This is a genomic window from Glaciihabitans arcticus (genome assembly GCF_004310685.1).
Lineage (GTDB): Bacteria > Actinomycetota > Actinomycetes > Actinomycetales > Microbacteriaceae > Conyzicola > Conyzicola arctica.
On sequence record NZ_SISG01000001.1, the window covers coordinates 687,036 to 706,448 of the forward strand.

A 19,413-nucleotide genomic window follows, 5' to 3' on the forward strand; every position below is an offset into this window, starting at 1 on the left:
CTTCTGAATCGCGAGCAGCGAGCCCAGAGAAGCAGTTCAATCGGTGACATTGCCATCCACGAAAGCAGTTTGCTGTTCGTTCAGGTGATCTCGTCGCTGCCTAGCCAAATCGCGAGCTCACTGAAGGTGTCGGACGGCTAGAAGATAGTCTGGCCAGACTCTGACCATTACGAGGGGCAGACAAGCGCACTGGTACTCGGTACCTTTCTGGAATGTTCGGGAAGAAGGTTGTGACGCCAACGGATCGCCGCTATGAGTCCGCGCGTCTCTACATCGACGAAGTTTCAAAGCATCTTGCCCTCATTTCGGCTCGCCGAGAATCAATGAACAATCGCGCCGGACTTCTAGTCGCATCAGCCTCCGTGTCCGCTGGATTCGCGACCGTCGATTCCCCGTCCGGCTGGGAGGTGACCGCCCTCGTGCTCACGACGATCGCGGCGATCCTCGGAATCGTCGCTCTTTGGCCGACCAAAACGGATGTTGTAAGTATCGAACTTGTGCGCGACACAGTCTTGCCGAACGCCAATGCCGCATCACTAACTGAACTGGGCGACACATGGTTTGTTATGGTGCCGGATGCTGCTCGACGGTTGAAGATTCGCGCCTACGTCGTTGCTTCCGGATTTGTTCTGCTCGGGCTATCGCTCGTGAGTGGCGTGAGCAACGCGCTTCAGGTCCAAATAACAATAGGAGGATGTAATGGCTGATAGTGAAACGGAAAAGCCCGATCCGGAGAAGGCCCCGCCGGTCAGGCCGATCAGGGGAGGCAACGTCGCTTACTTCACGCCTCTCCACGAGTCGGCGAATGTAATCAAGCTGGTGCGGCAGAGCGACGAAGACGACTAGTCGGACGCCAGGAGTGCTCGCTGTACCTATGGCTTTTCGCGTCGAAAACCTGAACCGGACCAGCGCCTCCGATGGTTAGGCTGGTCTCGTGAGCACCACCATCCACTTCACCAAAGGCCACGGCACCGGCAACGACTTCGTGCTGTTCAGCGACCCGGACGGCGAGATCGACCTGAGCGCCGCGCAGCTGGCCGCGATCGCCGACCGCCACTTCGGTGTCGGTGCGGATGGCGTGCTGCGCGCGGTGCGCTCCAAGAACCTGGCCGACGGTGCGGCGGCTCTCGCCGAGGACGCCGACGCCGAGTGGTTCATGGATTACCACAACTCCGACGGCACGGTCTCGGAGATGTGCGGCAACGGCATCCGCGTCTTCACCCGCTACCTGATCGACAAGGGCCTCGCGACGCTCGAGCCGGGGGAGACCCTGCCGATCGGCACCCGCAGTGGTGTTCGGGATGTGCAGCGCAATCTCTCCGGCTACCAGGTCGACCTAGGCCGATGGCGCCTCGACGGCGGCGAGCCGCTGGTGCGCGCCCGCAACCTGGACGTGCAGCGCCCTGGCCTCGGCATCAACGTCGGCAACCCGCACGTTGTGGTGGCGCTGGCCAGCGACGAGGAGCTCGACGGTGTCGACCTCGGCTACATCCCGATTCTTGAGCCGGTTCCGGATGACGGTGCCAACGTCGAGTTCGTCGTCCCCGCCGACCCCCTCGTGGTGGACGGCGTCGGGCACATTCGCATGAGGGTGCACGAGCGCGGCTCTGGCGAAACTCTGAGCTGCGGAACGGGTGCTGCGGCTGCGGCCCTGGCGGTCCGTCACTGGGCAGGCGCCGGCGCCCCCAACCAGTGGAAGGTGCAGGTTCCGGGAGGAACGGTCGGCGTGCGAATGTTCCCCACGGAGGACGGCGAGCACGTCTCGCTTTCCGGCCCGGCCGAGCTCGTATACAGCGGTTCGCTGACCCTTTAGCGGTGGTCGAGCGAAGCCGAGACCAGGCCGAGCGAAGCCGAGGCACTCGACTCCGCTGATTGAGTAGGCCGCCCGCGGCCGTATCGAAATCTACGACCGGCACGCCAATTGATAGATGCGGTCATCGTCTGAACAGATTCTGCCGTCTTCGCCCTAAATAGCTGACTACGGCGCTCAGTTGAGACCGTGCGTCAATGTATTGGCGCACTCGCGCGAAGATGTTTCAATTCCGTAACGCGACGGTGCGTCGCGGCCATATCGACGAGAGTGGTGTCATCTTGAGCTTGGCCTCACATCGTCCGCGCATGCGGGGAAGCATTTAGCGTTCAAGGGCCGGAAATGAGGTGATCACATGTACGACATTGGAGAAAAGCCCGGCAAGGGTAAGTATCGCGATGCGTTCGGTCACACTGTGACGCTCGACGACAATGATGACGCGCTCCCGCCGTGCGGCGCCTGCGGCGCCGGCCAGAGCACAAAGTGGACGAAGGTCTACTAAAAAAGATGGCGGCGTGGACGCGGCCGGGCGTCCTCGTCGCCATCCAAATGCTGGCAACAGCTGGCGGCGGAGACATGCGCGCTGGCTGCGCAAGCAGCTCGCCGCACCGGACGGCTCGGGCGGCAAAGTGCGCTGGTACTCGATCTTCAAGTTCAAGGGCCTCGAATCGGACGCGATCATCATCACCGACGTGAACCCGGCCGCGGTCGCGTTCGCCGACACGCACGCGCTGAACCTGCCAGACATGATGTACGTCGGGATGACCCGCGCCAAATATCACTGTGTGGTGCTGGATTCGGCGGAGGTGTTGGCTAAGCAGCTCGCTTAGTCTTCTTCTTCTTCCTCGACGACCGAGTCAGTTACGTCCTCGAAACCCTCCAAATACTCGCGGCGGACATCAACCATCGAGCGGTCACCATTGGCTTGTGTGAGCCAAAACCACCACCCGGCTTCGGACTGCGAACCTGTTACGGCTCGTGCCGCTCCACTGAGGGTCATGTACGGCACATCATCGATAAAGAGCCGACCGTCGTCGCTAACCATGCACGTCTTTCCTGCATGGGATGCGGGTCGAGCATGGAGCGTCGTTCCGACGGGAACCAGCCCGGCACGAACCAGATCAGCGACTTCGACGCGTGAACGAGCGCGCTCGACATGCTGTGCGCTGGCGGTCACGTGCCCGTTTGGAACCGGCCAGATCTCGAGAATGCTTGAGATGAGGGCTTCGGTGCGCCTCTGGATGTCGACCTCCGTCCACGACTCGGGTGAGCCATCCACGATCGCCCGAGTTATCAAGAGAGAGGTATTCGCGTTCAAGCCCGCGCGCTTTCCCTTATCTCCCAACCACGGCCCGTTCGAGACCTGGCTGTTGAGCGATTGGGTGATGAGGGTGAGGTTGCCCAGTGTCTGAACGAGGCGGTCACGCTCGGTCTCCTGCTCAGGACTGACGCCATTAGACCAATGCTTGCGCCAGTCCTGCGGCATCACGTGCTCGACAGTGCAGACCTCGCGGATCACCGGCTGCTCATGCTTGGGGTTCGTCCCCGTCCATCCGCGGGCGTGGTCTTCGGCGGCTTCGAGAATCATTCGCAGCCGACCGCGACGTAGGCGTCGGTAGATCTGAAGTGACGAGAGTTCTCGACGGACTTCGGCATCATCGGGCCAGAAGGAGACCGGGCCGGTTTGCCTTGCGAAGTATTCTTCGGCGGCGTCACCAATCGTCGCATGAGGCTGCTCGTTGAGATGCCCGAGGAAGTCAACGAGGAGGTTATTGGTTCCCTGGCTCTTAGCCCGAACAAGGGCCCGACGAACAAGCCAACTCTCAACCACGTCAAGAGTCTTATGGACCTGCCCGACGGGAACGTCGACTTGGGCCGGTGCATCGAGCCAGATGAGTAGTGGCTTCACGATTTCCGACTCAAGGTTGCCCGTTCGGTAGACGAAGAGTTCAAGGCGGGACAGTGGGCTGGTGCGGTCTGCAGCCTTCCGGACCATGTCTCCATACTTATCCGCAGCTTCGCGAATGCGAGGGAGCAACTCCGTCATCTGAACGTCGCCCTCAATGACAAACCTCTTGAACTGCGAGAACACTTCGCGAGCAGCGACGTTCTCGAATGTCGTTGCGATGAGCCACTGGTTCAGGAAAAGAGAGCTTCGGCTATACGTCACACGACCCGTCTGCACGTCCTGCTCCCAGAACGGTGTCTCGAATTCTGCCCAGTTGTTCCGGTAGGCGAGCTCTGTGGCATCCGGCGACGCGTCGAGTCTCTGAAACACGAAGTTCTTGATGAGGTCGGCAGGAGTCAGGGGAGTCCCTCGAGCGTTCAAGGTCTCAAAGATCTCTTGTGCGTCTTCGTCATACTGCAGCTCTATTGCCACCAGCTGGAGCTGACCAGTTATGACGACTGCGAGATGAGAAGCGCGGTGTGCCGCGTCGTCGGTGTCTAGCCATTCGCCCACGACGCTGGAGAAGTAGCGATGGGCTTTGATCATTCGTGAATCGGTAACGCCAAGCGCAGAGTAATCGACTGGATTCGCGGCCGACATCACTTCATTGAACGCCCCGCGATCCCGATTCGTCGGCCAAACCTTGTATCGATCTTCGGGCTGCTCGCGAAAGTGCTCGGCGTTCTCCACGAGGTCAGCAATTTGTCGTGCAAGTCCATCGAACCCACGATTCTCAAACTGGCCGTGCACAGCGTCGAGTAACAGCTGGAGCGTAGTGAGGCGTTGCTGTCCGTCGATGACAGTGCGGACTGCGAGAGCACCGACATGGTTCGCCTGCTGCTGGAGAACAACAGCGCCCAAGAAGTGGGTAGCGTTCTGGTCACCATCGATTCGGCGCTCCACGAGCCGTCGGATGTCGTCCCACAACGGCTGCCACTGTGCTTCCTCCGACCACACGTACGGTCGCTGGAAAAGCGGCACAAGCAGGCGTTGCGGCATGAAGAAAATGTCTCGAGGAGTGCGCACTTGGGTAAGCATGGTTATCGCAATCTACCGGGATCTCCGCGTCCCGTCTCTCGCGATCTGTGAGTGACCAGGTACCGAGCGCAGGGGGACAGGTTGTTTGCCGCACTGTATTGCCGAGAGTCTTGTCGGACCCTCACGCTTTACTCACTATCGTTGGTGCATAGGCCGGTCTGCTCCGAAGATCTATAAGCTCCACTGATGCCGGCCGCAACTGAAAGTAGTCATGGCCGAGAACAACAACGGTGCCTTCATCTGGTCGATCGCGAACTTGCTGCGAGGGGTATACAAGCAGGCTGACTACGGGAAGGTAATCCTGCCGTTCACTGTATTGCGGCGATTAGACGCGCTCCTCGAGCCAACCAAGAATGATGTGCTCGACACCTTCGAGAGGCGCAAGAATCAACCCGGTCTCGATCACATCCTGCCGCCCGTGAGCAAGCAAGCCTTCTACAACACGAGCAAGTTCACCCTCGCGATGCTCGCAGGAGACCCTGCCAACCTCAAGGCCAATCTCCTCAACTACGTAGAGGGGTTTTCGCCCAATGTGCGGGACATCTTCGAGCGCTATGCGTTCCCAGCCCAGCTCAGCACGCTCGAGGAAAACGACCTGCTCTACTTGGTACTGCAAAAGTTCGCGGCTATCGACCTGCATCCCGACCGTGTTAGCAACACGGAGATGGGTCTTATTTTCGAGGAACTTATCCGAAAGTTCGCGGAGGCGAGCAACGAGACCGCGGGAGAACACTTCACCCCCCGCGAAGTCGTTCGTTTGATCGTGAGCTTGCTTTTCACCGAGCATCCGGACGACGACCCGAAGCGCAGTCTCACCGTGCCAGGTGCTGTGCGAACCGTCTACGATCCCGCCGCCGGCACTGGGGGCATGCTCAGCGTGGCTGACGACTACGCGCGCGAGCACTTTCCGCAGGCATCCCTGACTTTGATGGGCCAGGAGCTCAATGCCGAGTCCTTCGCAATCGCGAAAGCCGACATGGTCATCAAGGGCCAGACGGTGGAGAACATGGTTTGGGGAGACACCCTCACCGGTGACGGCCACATCGGCAAGACCTTTGACTTCGGGCTGTCGAACCCGCCGTTCGGCGTGGAGTGGAAAAAGCAGCAAAGCTTCGTCACCAAGGAGTTCAAGGAGCACGGCTTCGACGGACGATTCGGCCCCGGGCTTCCGCGAGTGTCCGACGGTTCACTGCTGTTTTTGATGCACCTAGTGAAGAAGATGCGCCCCAAGCGCGACGGCGGTGGACGCGTGGGCATCGTGCTCAACGGCAGCCCGCTGTTCACGGGTGGCGCGGGCTCGGGTGAGTCCGCAATCCGCCAGTACGTGATCGAGAACGATCTGGTCGACGCGATCATCGCGCTGCCGACAGACATTTTCTACAACACCGGTATCGCCACCTATGTCTGGATACTCGACAACGACAAGCCTGCAAGCCGCAAGGGCACAATCCAACTCGTGGATGCCACGGACCAATGGGTGAAGATGCGAAAGAGTCTTGGCTCCAAACGTCGCCAAATGAGCGCCGAGCAAATCGCGCACATCGTGAATCTTTACGGATCCCACGAGCAGTCCGACGCATCCAAGATCTTTAACAATATTGACTTCGGCTATTCCACCATCACAGTCGAGCGGCCGCTCCAGCTCGCTTGGGCGATCACGCCTGACGCCGTTGAGCTGGCGCTGTCAGCCAAGCCCTTGGCCAAGCTGACCAATGCCGAGCTCACATCTTTGCGGGTCGAGCTTGTCGAGACCTCACCAACGACAGACATGAAAGCATTTACCAAGCGCATCAAGGATGCCGCGGCGCGAGCTAACGTCGCCCTCGCCGCCCCGCAACTCAAGTCCCTGCTCGACGTTTTCTCGCAGCGCGATGCCACGGCTCCGGTCATTATGGACTCGAAAGGCAACGCGATTCCTGACACCGACCTACGCGACACCGAGAATGTGCCCCTCATTGAGGACATCGACGCCTACGTCGCTCGCGAAATCGCTCCACACGTCAGTCAATTTTGGGTGGACCGCAGCAAGGACAGGATTGGGTACGAGATCCCGTTCACCCGCCACTTCTACAAGTACGTAGCACCGCGCGCCCTCGAAGACATCGACGCCGACCTCAACAAGCTCGTCCGCGAGATCACGGTGCTCTTGGCTGAGGTAGAGAGCGCATGACATATCCACGATTAGCGCTCCGACGTGTCGCGACGATTGTCAACGGCGGGACACCTACGCCGGATGAGACCAATTGGGACGGCCCCGTTCCTTGGGCCACACCAGTGGATATCGGAGCCAGCAACGGTCGAACTCTGTCGACCACGCTGAGAAGCCTTTCAGTATCCGGCGCACGGTCAGGGTCAAGTGTCGTGCCGGCTGGCAGCGTTTTGCTTTCGACGCGCGCACCAATCGGCTATGTGGCGAAGGCCACTATGCCAGTTGCATTCAATCAAGGGTGCAAGGCTCTCGTGCCTGCCGATGGCACCGATTCGACATTCCTGGTGTATGCCTTGAACTCTGTTTCACACGAGCTCGAGAGTATGGGGCAAGGGTCAACATTCACTGAGCTATCAACGAGCGCGCTGGCTTCCATTCGAGTTCCGCTCCCTCCGCCCGGCGAGCAGCGCCAGATCGCTGAGTACCTGGACAGGGAGACCGGCAAGATCGACAAGCTCATCCTTACCCACGAACGATTGGCAGAAACACTCCGAGAACGCAGAATGGCTTCGATTGTCCTCGCAGTGACTAGAGGAATCGTTCCGAACCCTGCACTTCAGCGATCCAAGTATCCGGAAATAGGAGATTTCCCCTTCCGGTGGTCGGAGTCTCGGCTAAAGCACGTTGTTCGATCGCTCTCCACGGGGACAAGCGTGAATGGTGCCGATATCGATGCCGTTCCCGGAGACGTCCTAGTCCTCAAGACATCGTGTGTCTACACAGGAGAATTCGACGCGAGCCAGTCGAAAGTCGTGAATCCCGATGAAGTCGATGCCGTGACGTGCCCAGTTACAGTTGGTCGGATCATCGTCAGTCGAATGAATACCCCGAATTTGATCGGGGCCGCAGGAATCGTGCAATCAGCAGCTCCCAATACGTATTTGCCAGACCGTCTGTGGCAGATCGACCTGAAGTGTGACCCGATGTTCCTGCACTTTTGGATGCAGACGGCGCAGTACCGAAACCAAGTCCAGATCGCAGCAGTAGGAGCGAGTTCCAGCATGCAGACTCTGGCGCAGGATCGATTCCTTTCGATTCGTTTGGCGGTTCCTCCGCTCAGCGAGCAGCAGCGGATCGTTGATTCCTTGACTAGTTCCGTCGCTCCGATTGCTGCCTTGATTGAGAAATCGCGATCCACGGTGGCGCTGCTTCGAGAACGGCGTTCGGCACTAGTGGACGCAGCAGTCACCGGAATAGTCGACGTGAAGGGATTGTGATGGCGCAATACAACGAGAAGCCCTTTGAGGCGGAGCTGGCCGAGTACCTGCATGCCCACGGGTGGTTGTACTCGAAGAACAGCTCGGGCTACGACAAGGCGCGGGCTTTGTTTTCGGAAGACGTGCTGGGGTGGCTCGAGGAGTCCCAACCGATTGAGTTCGCGAAGGCGGTCTCGACAGGCTCGACCAGCGTGCTGCTCGACCGGCTTGTCAAGTCGCTGGACAAGCCGCTCGACGCGGGCGGTGGCACACTGTCAGTCTTGCGTCGGGGATTTACCGACGCACCTAACAAGTTTCGGATGGCACAGTTCAAGCCAGCCACGGGGCTGAACCCCGCGACGTCCACCGATTATGGGCGTATGCGGTTGCGGGTGATGCGGCAGGTTTTCTACTCCGCGAGCAACAAGAAGAGCATCGACCTGGTGCTGTTCGTCAATGGGCTGCCGGTCGCGACGATCGAGCTGAAGACCGACTTCACGCAGAGTGTGCAGGATGCCCTCGCCCAGTACCGAACGGATCGTCTACCGGCGGGGGAGCCGCTGCTGTCGTTCGGGCGTCGCGCGCTGGTGCACTTTGCCGTGTCGAACTCCGAGGTGCATATGACCACGAAGCTCGATGGTGCTGCCACTCGCTTTCTGCCTTTCAATCAGGGCGACCACGGGCGCGCGGGCAACCCGGTGAACCCGAACGGGTCATCCACCTCGTACCTGTGGGAGCGGGTGCTGGCAAAGGACGCCTGGCTCGACATCATCGGCCGCTTCATGCACTTGCAGGTCGACAAGAGCGTCGACCCGGTTACTAGTCACGTTGTCAAACGTGAATCGCTGCTGTTTCCGCGGTACCACCAGTGGGAGTCGGTGACGCAGCTCGTCGCGACGGCGCGGGCTGAAGGCCCCGGTCACCGGTACCTGGTGCAGCACTCCGCGGGTTCGGGTAAGACTAACTCAATCGCGTGGACGGCTCACCAGTTGTCTACCCTTCACAACGATGACGGGTCTAAGGTCTTCGACTCGGTGATCGTCGTGACGGACCGAACGGTTTTGGACAGCCAGCTCCAAGATGCGATCAAGCAGATCGACGCCAAGACCGGCGTGGTTGCGGGCATCGAGAGCAGCGGTGGTTCCAAGTCGGCTGCCCTCGCCGCGGCACTAAAGGCCGGCACGCAGATCATCGTCGTCACCATTCAGACGTTCGGCTTCGTGCTCGATCAACTTGGCTCTATGAAAGGCAAGTCCTTCGCTGTCATTGCCGACGAGGCGCACTCATCCCAGACCGGAACCACCGCCAACAAGGTGAAGAAGGTGCTCGGGGGCGACGAGCTCGCCGACTTCCAGGATGGTGGCGAAGTCGATATGGAGGCGGTGCTGGCTGCAGAGATGGAGTCGCGAGCCGCGGCATCCAACATCTCCTATTTTGCATTTACGGCCACGCCCAAGTCGAAGACGCTGGAACTGTTCGGTCGCAAGAACGCCGATGGGCTGCCGGTGGCATTTCATCTGTACACGATGCAGCAGGCGATCGAGGAGGAGTTCATTCTCGACGTGCTCAAGAACTACACGCCGTACAAGGTGGCGTTCAAACTCGCTCACAACGGCCAGGAGTACGACTCGGACGGTCCGCTTGTCGACAAGACACAAGCTGTCAAAGAGCTCATGCAGTGGGTGCGGTTGCACGAGTTCAACATCTCCCAGAAAGTCGCGCTGATCATCGAGCACTACCGCGAAAACGTCGCGTGGCGCCTCGGTGGCAAGGCGAAGGCGATGGTGGTGACCGGCTCCCGCAAGGAGGCGGTGCGCTACAAGCTCGCATTCGATGAGTACATCAAGCGCACGGGGCGCATGGACGTTCAAGCGTTGGTCGCATTCTCGGGTGCCGTGAACGACCCCGAGTCGGGACCCGAGCCGTTCACTGAGACGACGATGAACCCTGGGCTCAAGGGGCGATCACTGCCCAAGGCTTTCGCCTCGGACAGCTTTCAAATCATGCTGGTCGCCAATAAATTTCAGACCGGGTTTGACCAGCCGCTGCTCGTCGCGATGTACGTAGATAAAAAACTCTCCGGTGTTACGGCGGTGCAGACTCTTTCTCGCCTCAACCGCACAGCGACGGGTAAGGACGCCACGTTCGTTCTTGACTTCGTGAACGAACCGCAGCTCGTGCTCGAGGCATTCCAGCCCTACTACCGCGATGCACGTCTCAGCGCAGTCTCGGATCCCAACGTCGTGACTGACCTGAAAGACAAGCTCGATCTGTCAGGAATCTATCTCGAAAGCGAAATCGAGGCGGCGGCCGCAGTCGAAGTTCACAAGAAGGGCAACAACGCGCTGAGTGCTGCAGTTGCACCGGGTAAGAGTCGATTCGCCGTGCGCTACAAGGCGGCCGTCGACGAGAACGACGGCGAGGCGAAGGATCGCCTCGACATCTTCCGCTCCGACCTCACCTCATTCGTGAACGCCTACGACTTTCTGGCGCAGATTCTCAATTTTGAGGATGTCGCAATCGAAAAGTTCGCGCTGTATGCGCGTGCGCTGGCGCGGGTGATTCGTGACCAGAACCTGTACACGCCGATAGACCTCAGCGGAGTCGAGCTGATGGGTTACACGATCCACAAGAACAGTGCGATTGAGCTGCCTTTGAACGGAGAAGGCGAGCTCGACCCCCTCACCGAGGGCGGCACGAAGCAGCCGGTCGACCCGAGGCTTGCGCGGCTACAGGAAGCGGTCGAGCAGCTGAACACGCTTTTCGATGATGACATTTTTACCGATGCGGACTTCGTCGGATTCTTCACTCACGTGAAGGGAAAGGCCGCCGAGAATGAGAAGATCGCGACCCAGGTTCAGGCGAATAGTGAGAAGCAATTCCTCGCAAGTCCGGATCTGAAGGGCTCAGTCATAACGGCAATGGTGTCCGCCTCGGACAACTTCGCGGGAATGACTTCTGAGGCGCTGGATGACGATGCGAAGTTGGCTAAGTTGGTCGAGCTGATTGGGCGCGCGCTCTACTGGGACGGGAGCCATGTTGCATGACCGAGAGGGTTCGTATGACGGCGTAGTGCCCCGAACCGACTCAAGCTGCGGTCGGTAACCACAACGTCACCGCTAATATGGCCACCAGTGCAGCAATAGGAGAATCTAAATGGCACCACGAGCATTTATTAGTTTCGAGATGGAAGATCAGTGGGCGCGAAACTTTCTTAGCCAGCAGGCGAAAGACAAGAACAATCTAATTGAGTTCGTGGACTATTCAGTCAAAAATCCGTGGGACACTTCGTGGAAGACTGAGTGCAAAATACGGATCTCGCGCACTCGCGGGACGATCGTGCTGATTGGCGAAACGACATGGCAGTCTGACGCCGTGTTGTGGGAAATTGCCGAATCGAATCGGCAGGGCCATTTCATTTTCGGCATTCAAGTGTCGTCCACTGCAACTTACAGAGTGCCAGCGGGTCTACCGTCCACGAGCGTGATCAGGTGGGACTTCGATCAGATCGTTCAATGGCTTGGGACCTGGACCTAGCGTGAACTATATCGACGAGATTGCGGACCGGATCCGGAGCTCCGTTCCCAACCGCGATCTTCCTGAATCCAACACACGGCCACTTTTCCGCATGTACGCAGTCTTGCTGTTGGCTAAGGGTGCCGAGGTGTCAAGGGAAGACGTTCACAATGCTTGGGCGGCATGGATGCTGGGTCACGATGAGTCCCACGTGTCCATCACCCCTTATGGAGAGTTGTCAGACGCCGTGGCTGCTGATGATCAGCCGTATGTTGACGCGATTCGGAGCGTGGCAGAGGGTCGATCAGAGTGACCAACGACGATTCCATCGACAAGGTCTTGTTCCCCGCCGGTATTCCAGAGTCTGAAGGCGACATTCGCCTGACTTTTGAGCTGTACAAGATTATGGTCGCCAGTTCCGAAGGTCTCGTCGCTCGCAGGCAGGGCGTGAATACATTCTTTCTCACGCTCAATGGTGCTGCTCTAACGGCATGCGGCTTGATCTTGAGCACGGCACAGACCGGACCGCATAAGGCGCTCGCTTTATTAGCACTCACGGTCACCGGGGCGATCCTCGCTCACGCATGGCGAAGTCTCCTAGTTTCATTCGGCCAACTCAACACAGGAAAGTTCGTCGTCATTAACCGTCTGGAGCAGTTATTTCCGGCGGCAATCTTTTTTGCGGAATGGCAAGCACTCGGCCAAGGAAAACAGCCCGAAAAGTATCGAACATTCACTTCGAGGGAGATGTGGACCCCACTGGCGTTCTTCTGGATTTACGTGATTGCTTCGATAGTCGAGGCGTTGGTTTGGGTGGGGCTGTTGGTGCTTTAGGGTTCGCTGCCGTTAGAAAGGCGGTTGGCGTCCCTCGCACCTCCTGCCGATCAATAGAGACCAGAATCGTCAGCGCTTCCGCACCCGCAAAACCCGATACCCCTTATTAGTCGCTGCCCGGGTGACCGTTAACGTAGACGCGAATTCGTCATCCATCCACCGATGAAGCGAGTCGGATCCGAGGTTCTTCTGCACGACGAGCCAGGCATCCGCCCCCACCTCGAGCCGGGGCATCCACATCTGAAGCATCGAATGCAGCTCGTTCTTGCCGACTCGAATCGGGGGATTCGACCAGATCGTCATAAAGGAGATGTCGGCGGGAACATCCTGGGGCAGAACGGCGTTGACATTACTGAGGCCCATAACATCTGCGTTACGACGCACCAGATCGAGGGCTCGCTCGTTGACATCCACCGCCCAGACGGTAGCGTGAGGTGCATCCGCTGCGAGCGAGAGAGCAATTGGGCCCCAACCGCAGCCAAGATCAAGCAAATTTCCGCCCGGAGGAGGTGCTGGGACCGATGAAAGCAGCACTCGTGTACCGGCGTCGACTCGCTCAGGGCTAAAGACCCCATTTGCTGTCGTCAGATCCACGGCTTGACCCGCGATGGTCGCCTGGATTGACCGCAATTTGAGCTCGCTCTCCGGCGTTCCAGAGAAGTAATGCTCGTTAGTCATCCCCAAAACTTATACGAATCCAGACAACTAAGGTTGAACCAATGACTGAACACCAGAACAGTAGCGACGCAGACGTCGTAGAGCGTATTCTTTCGCGCTCAGAAGAGGCCGCCGGCGTCACCCGATTCGGTGACGCGAAGGCCCAGGCACTCGGTGACGATCACATCGACGCGCTCAGTGAGCAGCGCGACGGCGACCAGTCCGAACGCGAAGACCGCGCCGCGCTTCGGCGAGTGGCCGGCCTTTCCACCGAACTGGATGACGTCACCGAAGTCGAGTACCGCAAACTCCGCATCGAACGCGTCATCCTGATCGGCATCTACTCGCAGGGCACCACGGCCGACGCCGAGAACTCCATGCGCGAGCTCTCAGCCCTCGCAGAGACCGCCGGTGCAGTCGTGCTCGACGGACTCCTGCAGCGACGTCCGCACCCCGACCCCAGCACCTACTTCGGCAAGGGCAAGGCGGCCGAGCTGCACGGCGTCGTCATGGCGTCCGGCGCGGACACCGTGATCGCCGACACCGAGCTCGCTCCCTCCCAGAGGCGTGCGCTCGAGGACATCGTCAAGGTCAAGGTCATCGACCGCACGGCCGTCATCCTCGATATCTTCAGCCAGCACGCCAAGAGCCGCGAGGGCAAGGCCCAGGTCGAGCTCGCGCAGCTCGAGTACATGCTGCCGCGCCTGCGTGGTTGGGGTGAGGCGCTGTCCCGACAGGGTGGTGGAGCCGGTGGTTCGGGTGCCGGAATGGGATCTCGTGGACCGGGTGAAACGAAGATTGAGCTCGACCGGCGCCGCATCCACATTCGTATGTCCAAGCTGCGCAAGCAGATCAAGGGCTTCGCGCCCGCCCGCGAGGCGAAGCGCGCCAACCGCAACCGCTTCGAGGTGCCGAGCGTCGCCATCACCGGCTACACCAACGCCGGCAAGTCGTCGCTGCTCAACAGCATCACCAAGGCCGGCGTGCTCGTCGAGAACGCGTTGTTTGCAACGCTGGATGCCACGGTCCGCCGTTCGGCGACCGACGACGGCCGCGTGTACACGCTGACAGACACCGTCGGGTTCGTGCGCAATCTTCCACACCAGTTGGTGGAGGCGTTCCGCAGCACGCTCGAGGAGGTCGGGGATTCCGACGTCATCGTGCACGTCGTGGACGCGTCGCACCCGGATCCCGGCAGCCAGCTGGCGACCGTGCGCGACGTCATCGGCGAGGTCGATGCCCGCGACGTGCCCGAGATCGTCGTCTTCAACAAGTCGGACCTCGTGCCCGACGACGACCGCCTGGTGCTGCGCGGACTCGAGCCGAAGGCCATCTTCGTCTCCGCCCGCACGGGTGAAGGCGTCGAGGAGCTGCAGGCCCGCATCGCCGAGCTGCTGCCCGCGCCGAGCGTTGCGGTCGACATTCTCGTTCCTTACGACCGCGGTGACGTGGTGGCCGGCCTGCACGGCCGCAGCGTCATCCAGTCGACGGACTATGAAGAGGGCGGCACCCGCATCAAGGCCATGGTGACGATTCCGGATGAGGCTGCGCTGCGCGAGTTCGCTGTCGTCAGCGTCTAACAGTAGGGGCGGCTGCGGCCCCGGGGTACGGCACCTCGGGTCGCAGCGCCTGGAGCGCGGCCAACTCGCCAGGGCTAAGCGCGCCGTCCTTCGCTTGTGAAGCAACGGTCATCGCCTCACCATCAGACTTCGGGTTGCGTACATCGGTCGCCGCCATCTGCTGCGCGATCGCCCAGGCGTAGATTGCTCGCTGCTGCTTCGACATGCTGCGGTAGGCGCGAATCAGCCAGAGCAGGCAGAAGAAGAATGCGATGCCGATGAGGATCAGGATGACCCCCATGCCGGGTTCGTCCGGCTTGAGGCTGAACATCAGCACTCCCGTGATCGGTGCGCCGATGGCGAAGACAGCGGAGACCGCGATCTGCGTGATCCAGTAGCTGATGCCCTTCGAATTTGCGCTCATAGACCCAACCTAGGCGAGTAGGCGTAACACTTGTTCATACCGAGAGGGAGCGCGAGCAGGCGCAACTAGAGTTGTCGCAACGTCGCGCCGTGGCATCCGCCACAGAAAGCCGACCGGAGCGACAGCAGAGCCCTGCACCCGCCCATCCCGTGAACTATTGAGCGAGGAGGGTTGCAGTGACCGACGCTACGTTCTCATTCGAGCTGTACCCGCCGCGCTCCGCCCGCGCCGAGGAACTGCTGCTCGACTCGCTCGAGCACCTCGTCGCCGCCGGGCCCGAGTTCATCTCGGTCACGTACGGCGCCGCCGGCACAACGCGGGGCGCGAGCCTCGCCGTTCTCCTGAGACTCCTCGGCGACACCGACGTCAAGCCGATGGCCCACCTCACCTGTGTGGGGTCGTCCTACGCCGAGGCGACCCGCCTCATTCGTGAGTTTCTGGATGCCGGCGTCACGAGTTTTCTCGCACTGCGGGGCGACCCGCCCACGGGTGCGGTCGAGGGCGATAGCTTTCTCGGAGACCTGGGCAGCGCGGGGGAACTCGTTCAGCTCATCCACCGGGTCCAGGCCGAGAGAGTTCCCTTCCGCCAGCTCGACGTGCCCGGGTTCCCCGGAGCCAAGCGCCTCGGCTCCGGGGAGAAGGTCACCATCGCCGTGGCGGCGTTCCCGAACGGACACCCGCGCTCGCGCAGCGTCGAACAGGACCTCGACACGCTGCTCGCCAAGGAGGCGGCCGGGGCAAACCTCGCCCTGACCCAGCTGTTCTTCCACGCCGAGGACTACCTGCGCTTCGTCGACCAGGCCCGCGCGGCCGGCGTAACCATGCGCATCCTGCCCGGCATCATGCCGGTGCTGAGCCCGCAGCGGCTGCACCGCATCGTCGAGCTGACGGACGAGCGCCTGCCCACCGACCTGCTGCGTAACCTTGAGGCACAGTCGACGCCCGAGGGCCAGGCCGAGGTGGGCATCCAGCACGCCATTGACCTGTCGCGCCAGGTGATCGGCACCGACCGCCCCGGCCTGCACCTCTATACCTTCAACCAGCACGAGGCGGTGCTTGCGGTCCTCCGCGGCGTCGGACTCTTGCCCTCTCAATCCGCCCCAGAAAAGGAATCAGTATGAGCACCCCATTCCCCACCGGAACGATCCTCGGCTACCCGCGCATCGGTCGCCGCCGCGAGCTGAAGAAGGCCGTCGAAGCCTTCTGGGCGGGCAAGATCTCGGCCGAGGAGCTCGAGGCTGCCGCCGCAGAGCTGCGCGCCGTTACCCGCGAGCGCCTTGCGACCCTGGGTCTCGGTCGCGCCGACTCGTCGATTCCCGAGGCGTTCAGCTACTACGACCAGGTGCTCGATGCCGCAGTCACCGTGGGCGCCGTGCCGACCCGTTTCTCGCGCCTCGTCAAGGAAGACGGCTCGCTCGACCTCGCCGGCTACTTCACCATCGCGCGCGGAGAGGGACAGGACGTCCCCGCCGAGATGACCAAGTGGTTCGACTCCAACTACCACTACCTCGTGCCCGAGATCGGGCCGGAGACGAACTTCAGCCTTGCGTCCGACCGCCTGATCCGCGAGGTCGCCGAGGCCACCACGTCGGGCTTCCGCACCCGCCCCGTCATCGTCGGACCGGTCACCTTCCTTCTGCTGTCGAAGGCATCCGAGTCCGCTCCCGAGGGCTACCAGCCGCTCGACCGCCTCGACGACCTGCTGCCCGTGTACGCCGAGCTGCTTGCCGCGCTGACCGCGGTCGGCGCCGAATGGGTGCAGCTGGATGAACCGGCTCTCGTCTCCGAATCCATCGAGGTCGACCGCGCGACGGTGCTCGCCGCCACCGAGAAGGCGTACGCGCTGCTCGGTGCGGTTCCCGCCCGCCCGCAGATCTTCGTCGCAGCCCCCTACGGTTCGCTGGATGACGCGCTGCCCGTGCTGCTCGCGTCGCCGGTTGAGGCGATTGGCGTCGACCTGGTAAAGGGATCCCTCGACGGGATTTCGACAAGCTCAATCGGCGATACGGTCATCGTCGGCGGCGTCATCGACGGCCACAACATCTGGCGCGGCGACCTCGCGGCAGCGTTCGACAAGCTCGAGGCCGCAGGCGCGACATCCGTCAGCAGCAGCACGAGCCTGTTCCACACCCCGCACGACGTGGACGACGAGCCGTTGCTCGACCCGCGCCTCAAGAGCTGGCTCGCGTTCGCCGACCAGAAGGTCGATCAGATCGCGACCCTCGCCGTCGGCCTCCGCAATGGCCGCGCGGCCATCCAGGACGAACTCGACGCCGCGACCGATGCGCTGACCGACCGCCACAACGCTCCCGGTGTGCGCGACGGTGCCGTGCGCCGCCGAGCGGCATCCCTCACCGAAGCGGACTTCAGCCGCGGCGACTACGCCGAGCGCCTGGCCGCGCAGGATGAGGCACTGAACCTGCCGTTCCTGCCGACGACCACGATCGGGTCGTTCCCGCAGACCGGCGACATTCGCAAGGCACGCGCCCTGCACGCCAAGGGCGAGCTGAGCGAGCGCGAGTACAACGACTACCTCAAGGCCGAGATCAAGCGGGTCGTCGACCTGCAGGAGGAGATCGGCATCGACGTCATCGTGCACGGCGAGCCCGAGCGCAACGACATGGTGCAGTACTTCGCCGAGCACCTCGACGGTTTCGCCGTCACCCAGAACGGCTGGGTGCAGTCCTACGGGTCGCGCTGTACGCGCCCGTCGCTGCTCTGGGGTGACGTCGCCCGCGAGGCGCCCATCACCGTCGAGTGGTCCACCTACACCCAGTCACTCACTGAGAAGCCGGTCAAGGGCATGCTCACCGGTCCGGTCACGATCCTTGCGTGGTCCTTTGTTCGGGATGACCAGCCGCTCGCCGACACCGCCAACCAGGTGGCACTCGCGCTCCGCGACGAGATCGCCGACCTCGAGGCTGCCGGCATCGGCATCATCCAGGTGGACGAGCCCGCCCTGCGTGAGCTGCTGCCACTGAAGAAGAAGGACCAGCCGTCCTACCTCGACTGGTCTGTGGGATCCTTCCGCCTGGCCACGGCTGGGGTGGAGAAGAAGACGCAGATCCACACGCACCTCTGCTACTCCGAGTTCGGTGTGGTCATCGACGCGATCGACCGCCTCGACGCGGACGTCACCTCGATCGAGGCAGCCCGTTCCAAGATGGAGGTCGTGCCGGACATCCAGTCGAGTGGCTTCGGTCGCGGCATCGGGCCGGGCGTCTACGACATCCACTCGCCGCGTGTTCCGTCGGTCGAAGAGGTCACCGGCCTCATCGAGATCGCGCTGGGGTCCATCCCCGAGCGCCAGATCTGGGTCAACCCCGACTGCGGCCTCAAGACCCGCGGCTACACCGAGACCGTCGAGTCGCTCACGAACGTCGTCGAGGCGACGCTCGCGGTGCGCGCGCGTCACTAGGTCTGACTGATTGAGGGCGGCTCCTGCGGGGGCCGCCCTTTATCGTTGTCTGGTGCCCTTCACCCTGAGTCACGCCGCGGCGGCTCTGCCGTTCGCCCGCACCGCCCTGCCGACGGCCGCGCTCGTCGTCGGCACGATGGCCCCGGACCTGCCGTATTTCCTGCCGCTGTTCCTGCCCCGCGAGTTCTCGCACTCGATTGCGGGCGTCTTCACGATCGACCTGCTGGTCGGGCTGCTGGCCTTCCTCCTCTGGGCGTTTGTGCTGCGGGCGCCGCTGTTCGATTACTCACCGGGCTGGCTGCGCGAGCGGATGCCCCGGCTCGCCTTCTCGCACCCGCTCCTTGTGCCGCTCGCCATCGTGATCGGGGCACTCACCCACATCGGGCTGGACGTGTTCACGCACGAGGGTTCGCTGGATGCCGTCATCCCGTTCATGGGCCAGGAGTTCGGGCCGTTCAGTGGGGCGAACCTCGTGCACGGGGTGTTCTCGGTTGTGGGCGCCGTTCTTATTGCAATGTGGGTCAGGCGGTGGGTGCTTCGGACACCCCGGGTTGCGTCCTCGGGGCTGGTGTCGGACGGGGAACGCCGTCGGTGGACGTGGGTGCTCGCGGCTGCCTTCCTTGTGCTGTTCGCGATCATCTGGATCGCAGAGTTGGCCTCCGGCGTGGACGTCTTCGACCTGCACGGCCTGTTCGTCGCGTTCACGATCCCCGTGGGTATCGTCGGCGCGGTGGTCGTTGCGCTGTGTGTCGTGTGGCGCATCCGGAGTTCGGCTCGCCTTCGTTCGTCGCCCTAGGCTGGGGT

Annotated in this window: 18 protein-coding genes; 15 read left to right on the top strand and 3 right to left on the bottom strand. The window is 61.6% G+C overall.

Annotated features, from left to right (window positions below):
• Positions 1-212: 212 nt before the first annotated feature.
• From EYE40_RS03130 to EYE40_RS03140, 5 genes are all read left to right on the top strand, one after another.
• Positions 213-707, top strand: a complete 495-nt coding sequence (locus EYE40_RS03130; RefSeq protein ID WP_130980581.1) for a hypothetical protein — start codon at positions 213-215, stop codon at positions 705-707.
• Entirely contained in the window at positions 700-846 is a 147-nt protein-coding gene (locus tag EYE40_RS15375; protein ID WP_154071843.1) for a hypothetical protein, read from the top strand. Before EYE40_RS03130 ends, EYE40_RS15375 begins: the two co-directional genes overlap by 8 nt.
• An 88-nt stretch (positions 847-934) precedes the next feature.
• Complete coding sequence (dapF, locus tag EYE40_RS03135) at positions 935-1,813, top strand: diaminopimelate epimerase (RefSeq protein WP_130980582.1); 879 nt, start codon at positions 935-937, stop codon at positions 1,811-1,813.
• A 352-nt stretch (positions 1,814-2,165) separates the two neighbouring features.
• Positions 2,166-2,312 (top strand): hypothetical protein, encoded by a 147-nt coding sequence (locus EYE40_RS15425; RefSeq protein WP_161972339.1) that lies wholly within the window; start codon positions 2,166-2,168, stop codon positions 2,310-2,312.
• 13 nt (positions 2,313-2,325) lie between these two features.
• Positions 2,326-2,640, top strand: coding sequence for an ATP-binding protein (locus EYE40_RS03140; protein WP_161972340.1), 315 nt, complete (start codon positions 2,326-2,328; stop codon positions 2,638-2,640).
• Here the strand turns inward: EYE40_RS03140 and EYE40_RS03145 are convergent.
• Entirely contained in the window at positions 2,637-4,757 is a 2,121-nt protein-coding gene (locus tag EYE40_RS03145; RefSeq protein WP_161972341.1) for a GmrSD restriction endonuclease domain-containing protein, read from the bottom strand. The two genes, EYE40_RS03140 and EYE40_RS03145, sit on opposite strands and share 4 nt — an antisense overlap.
• Positions 4,758-5,007: 250 nt before the next feature.
• On the opposite strand from EYE40_RS03145, the gene EYE40_RS03150 reads away from it, so the two are divergent.
• The 6 genes from EYE40_RS03150 to EYE40_RS03175 all read left to right on the top strand — a co-directional run bounded on the left by EYE40_RS03150 (position 5,008) and on the right by EYE40_RS03175 (position 12,551).
• Positions 5,008-6,966, top strand: coding sequence for a type I restriction-modification system subunit M (locus EYE40_RS03150; RefSeq protein ID WP_130980585.1), 1,959 nt, complete (start codon positions 5,008-5,010; stop codon positions 6,964-6,966).
• The gene (locus tag EYE40_RS03155) at positions 6,963-8,222 is read left to right on the top strand and encodes a restriction endonuclease subunit S (RefSeq protein ID WP_130980586.1); all 1,260 of its coding nucleotides are present in this window, start codon (positions 6,963-6,965) and stop codon (positions 8,220-8,222) included. Before EYE40_RS03150 ends, EYE40_RS03155 begins: the two co-directional genes overlap by 4 nt.
• The gene (locus tag EYE40_RS03160) at positions 8,222-11,248 is read left to right on the top strand and encodes a type I restriction endonuclease subunit R (protein WP_130980587.1); all 3,027 of its coding nucleotides are present in this window, start codon (positions 8,222-8,224) and stop codon (positions 11,246-11,248) included. The genes EYE40_RS03155 and EYE40_RS03160 overlap by 1 nt, the downstream gene beginning before the upstream one ends.
• A 109-nt stretch (positions 11,249-11,357) precedes the next feature.
• Positions 11,358-11,738 (top strand): TIR domain-containing protein, encoded by a 381-nt coding sequence (locus tag EYE40_RS15790; RefSeq protein WP_130980588.1) that lies wholly within the window; start codon positions 11,358-11,360, stop codon positions 11,736-11,738.
• A gap of 1 nt (position 11,739) precedes the next feature.
• Positions 11,740-12,030, top strand: a complete 291-nt coding sequence (locus EYE40_RS15795) for a DUF7701 domain-containing protein (RefSeq protein WP_130980589.1) — start codon at positions 11,740-11,742, stop codon at positions 12,028-12,030.
• Positions 12,027-12,551 (top strand): RipA family octameric membrane protein, encoded by a 525-nt coding sequence (locus tag EYE40_RS03175; RefSeq protein WP_204742209.1) that lies wholly within the window; start codon positions 12,027-12,029, stop codon positions 12,549-12,551. Before EYE40_RS15795 ends, EYE40_RS03175 begins: the two co-directional genes overlap by 4 nt.
• A gap of 69 nt (positions 12,552-12,620) precedes the next feature.
• Here the strand turns inward: EYE40_RS03175 and EYE40_RS03180 are convergent, their stop codons facing one another.
• Positions 12,621-13,229 (bottom strand): class I SAM-dependent methyltransferase, encoded by a 609-nt coding sequence (locus EYE40_RS03180; protein WP_130980591.1) that lies wholly within the window; start codon positions 13,227-13,229, stop codon positions 12,621-12,623.
• 41 nt (positions 13,230-13,270) lie between these two features.
• Here EYE40_RS03180 and hflX point away from each other — a divergent pair, with 41 nt between their 5' ends.
• Positions 13,271-14,788 (top strand): GTPase HflX, encoded by a 1,518-nt coding sequence (gene hflX / locus EYE40_RS03185; RefSeq protein ID WP_130980592.1) that lies wholly within the window; start codon positions 13,271-13,273, stop codon positions 14,786-14,788.
• On the opposite strand, the gene EYE40_RS03190 is transcribed toward hflX, so the two are convergent.
• Positions 14,778-15,191, bottom strand: a complete 414-nt coding sequence (locus EYE40_RS03190; protein WP_130980593.1) for a hypothetical protein — start codon at positions 15,189-15,191, stop codon at positions 14,778-14,780. The genes hflX and EYE40_RS03190 overlap by 11 nt on opposite strands.
• A gap of 176 nt (positions 15,192-15,367) precedes the next feature.
• Between EYE40_RS03190 and EYE40_RS03195 the strand changes: the two genes are divergently transcribed.
• Genes EYE40_RS03195 through EYE40_RS03205 form a run of 3 tightly spaced genes read left to right on the top strand, consistent with a single transcriptional unit; the run spans position 15,368 to position 19,405 of the window.
• A complete protein-coding gene (locus EYE40_RS03195) occupies positions 15,368-16,312 on the top strand; it encodes a methylenetetrahydrofolate reductase (protein ID WP_130980594.1) in 945 nt (314 codons plus the stop codon).
• Complete coding sequence (gene metE / locus EYE40_RS03200) at positions 16,309-18,609, top strand: 5-methyltetrahydropteroyltriglutamate--homocysteine S-methyltransferase (RefSeq protein ID WP_130980595.1); 2,301 nt, start codon at positions 16,309-16,311, stop codon at positions 18,607-18,609. The genes EYE40_RS03195 and metE overlap by 4 nt, the downstream gene beginning before the upstream one ends.
• Positions 18,610-18,661: 52 nt before the next feature.
• Complete coding sequence (locus tag EYE40_RS03205) at positions 18,662-19,405, top strand: DUF4184 family protein (protein WP_161972342.1); 744 nt, start codon at positions 18,662-18,664, stop codon at positions 19,403-19,405.
• Positions 19,406-19,413: the final 8 nt, after the last annotated feature.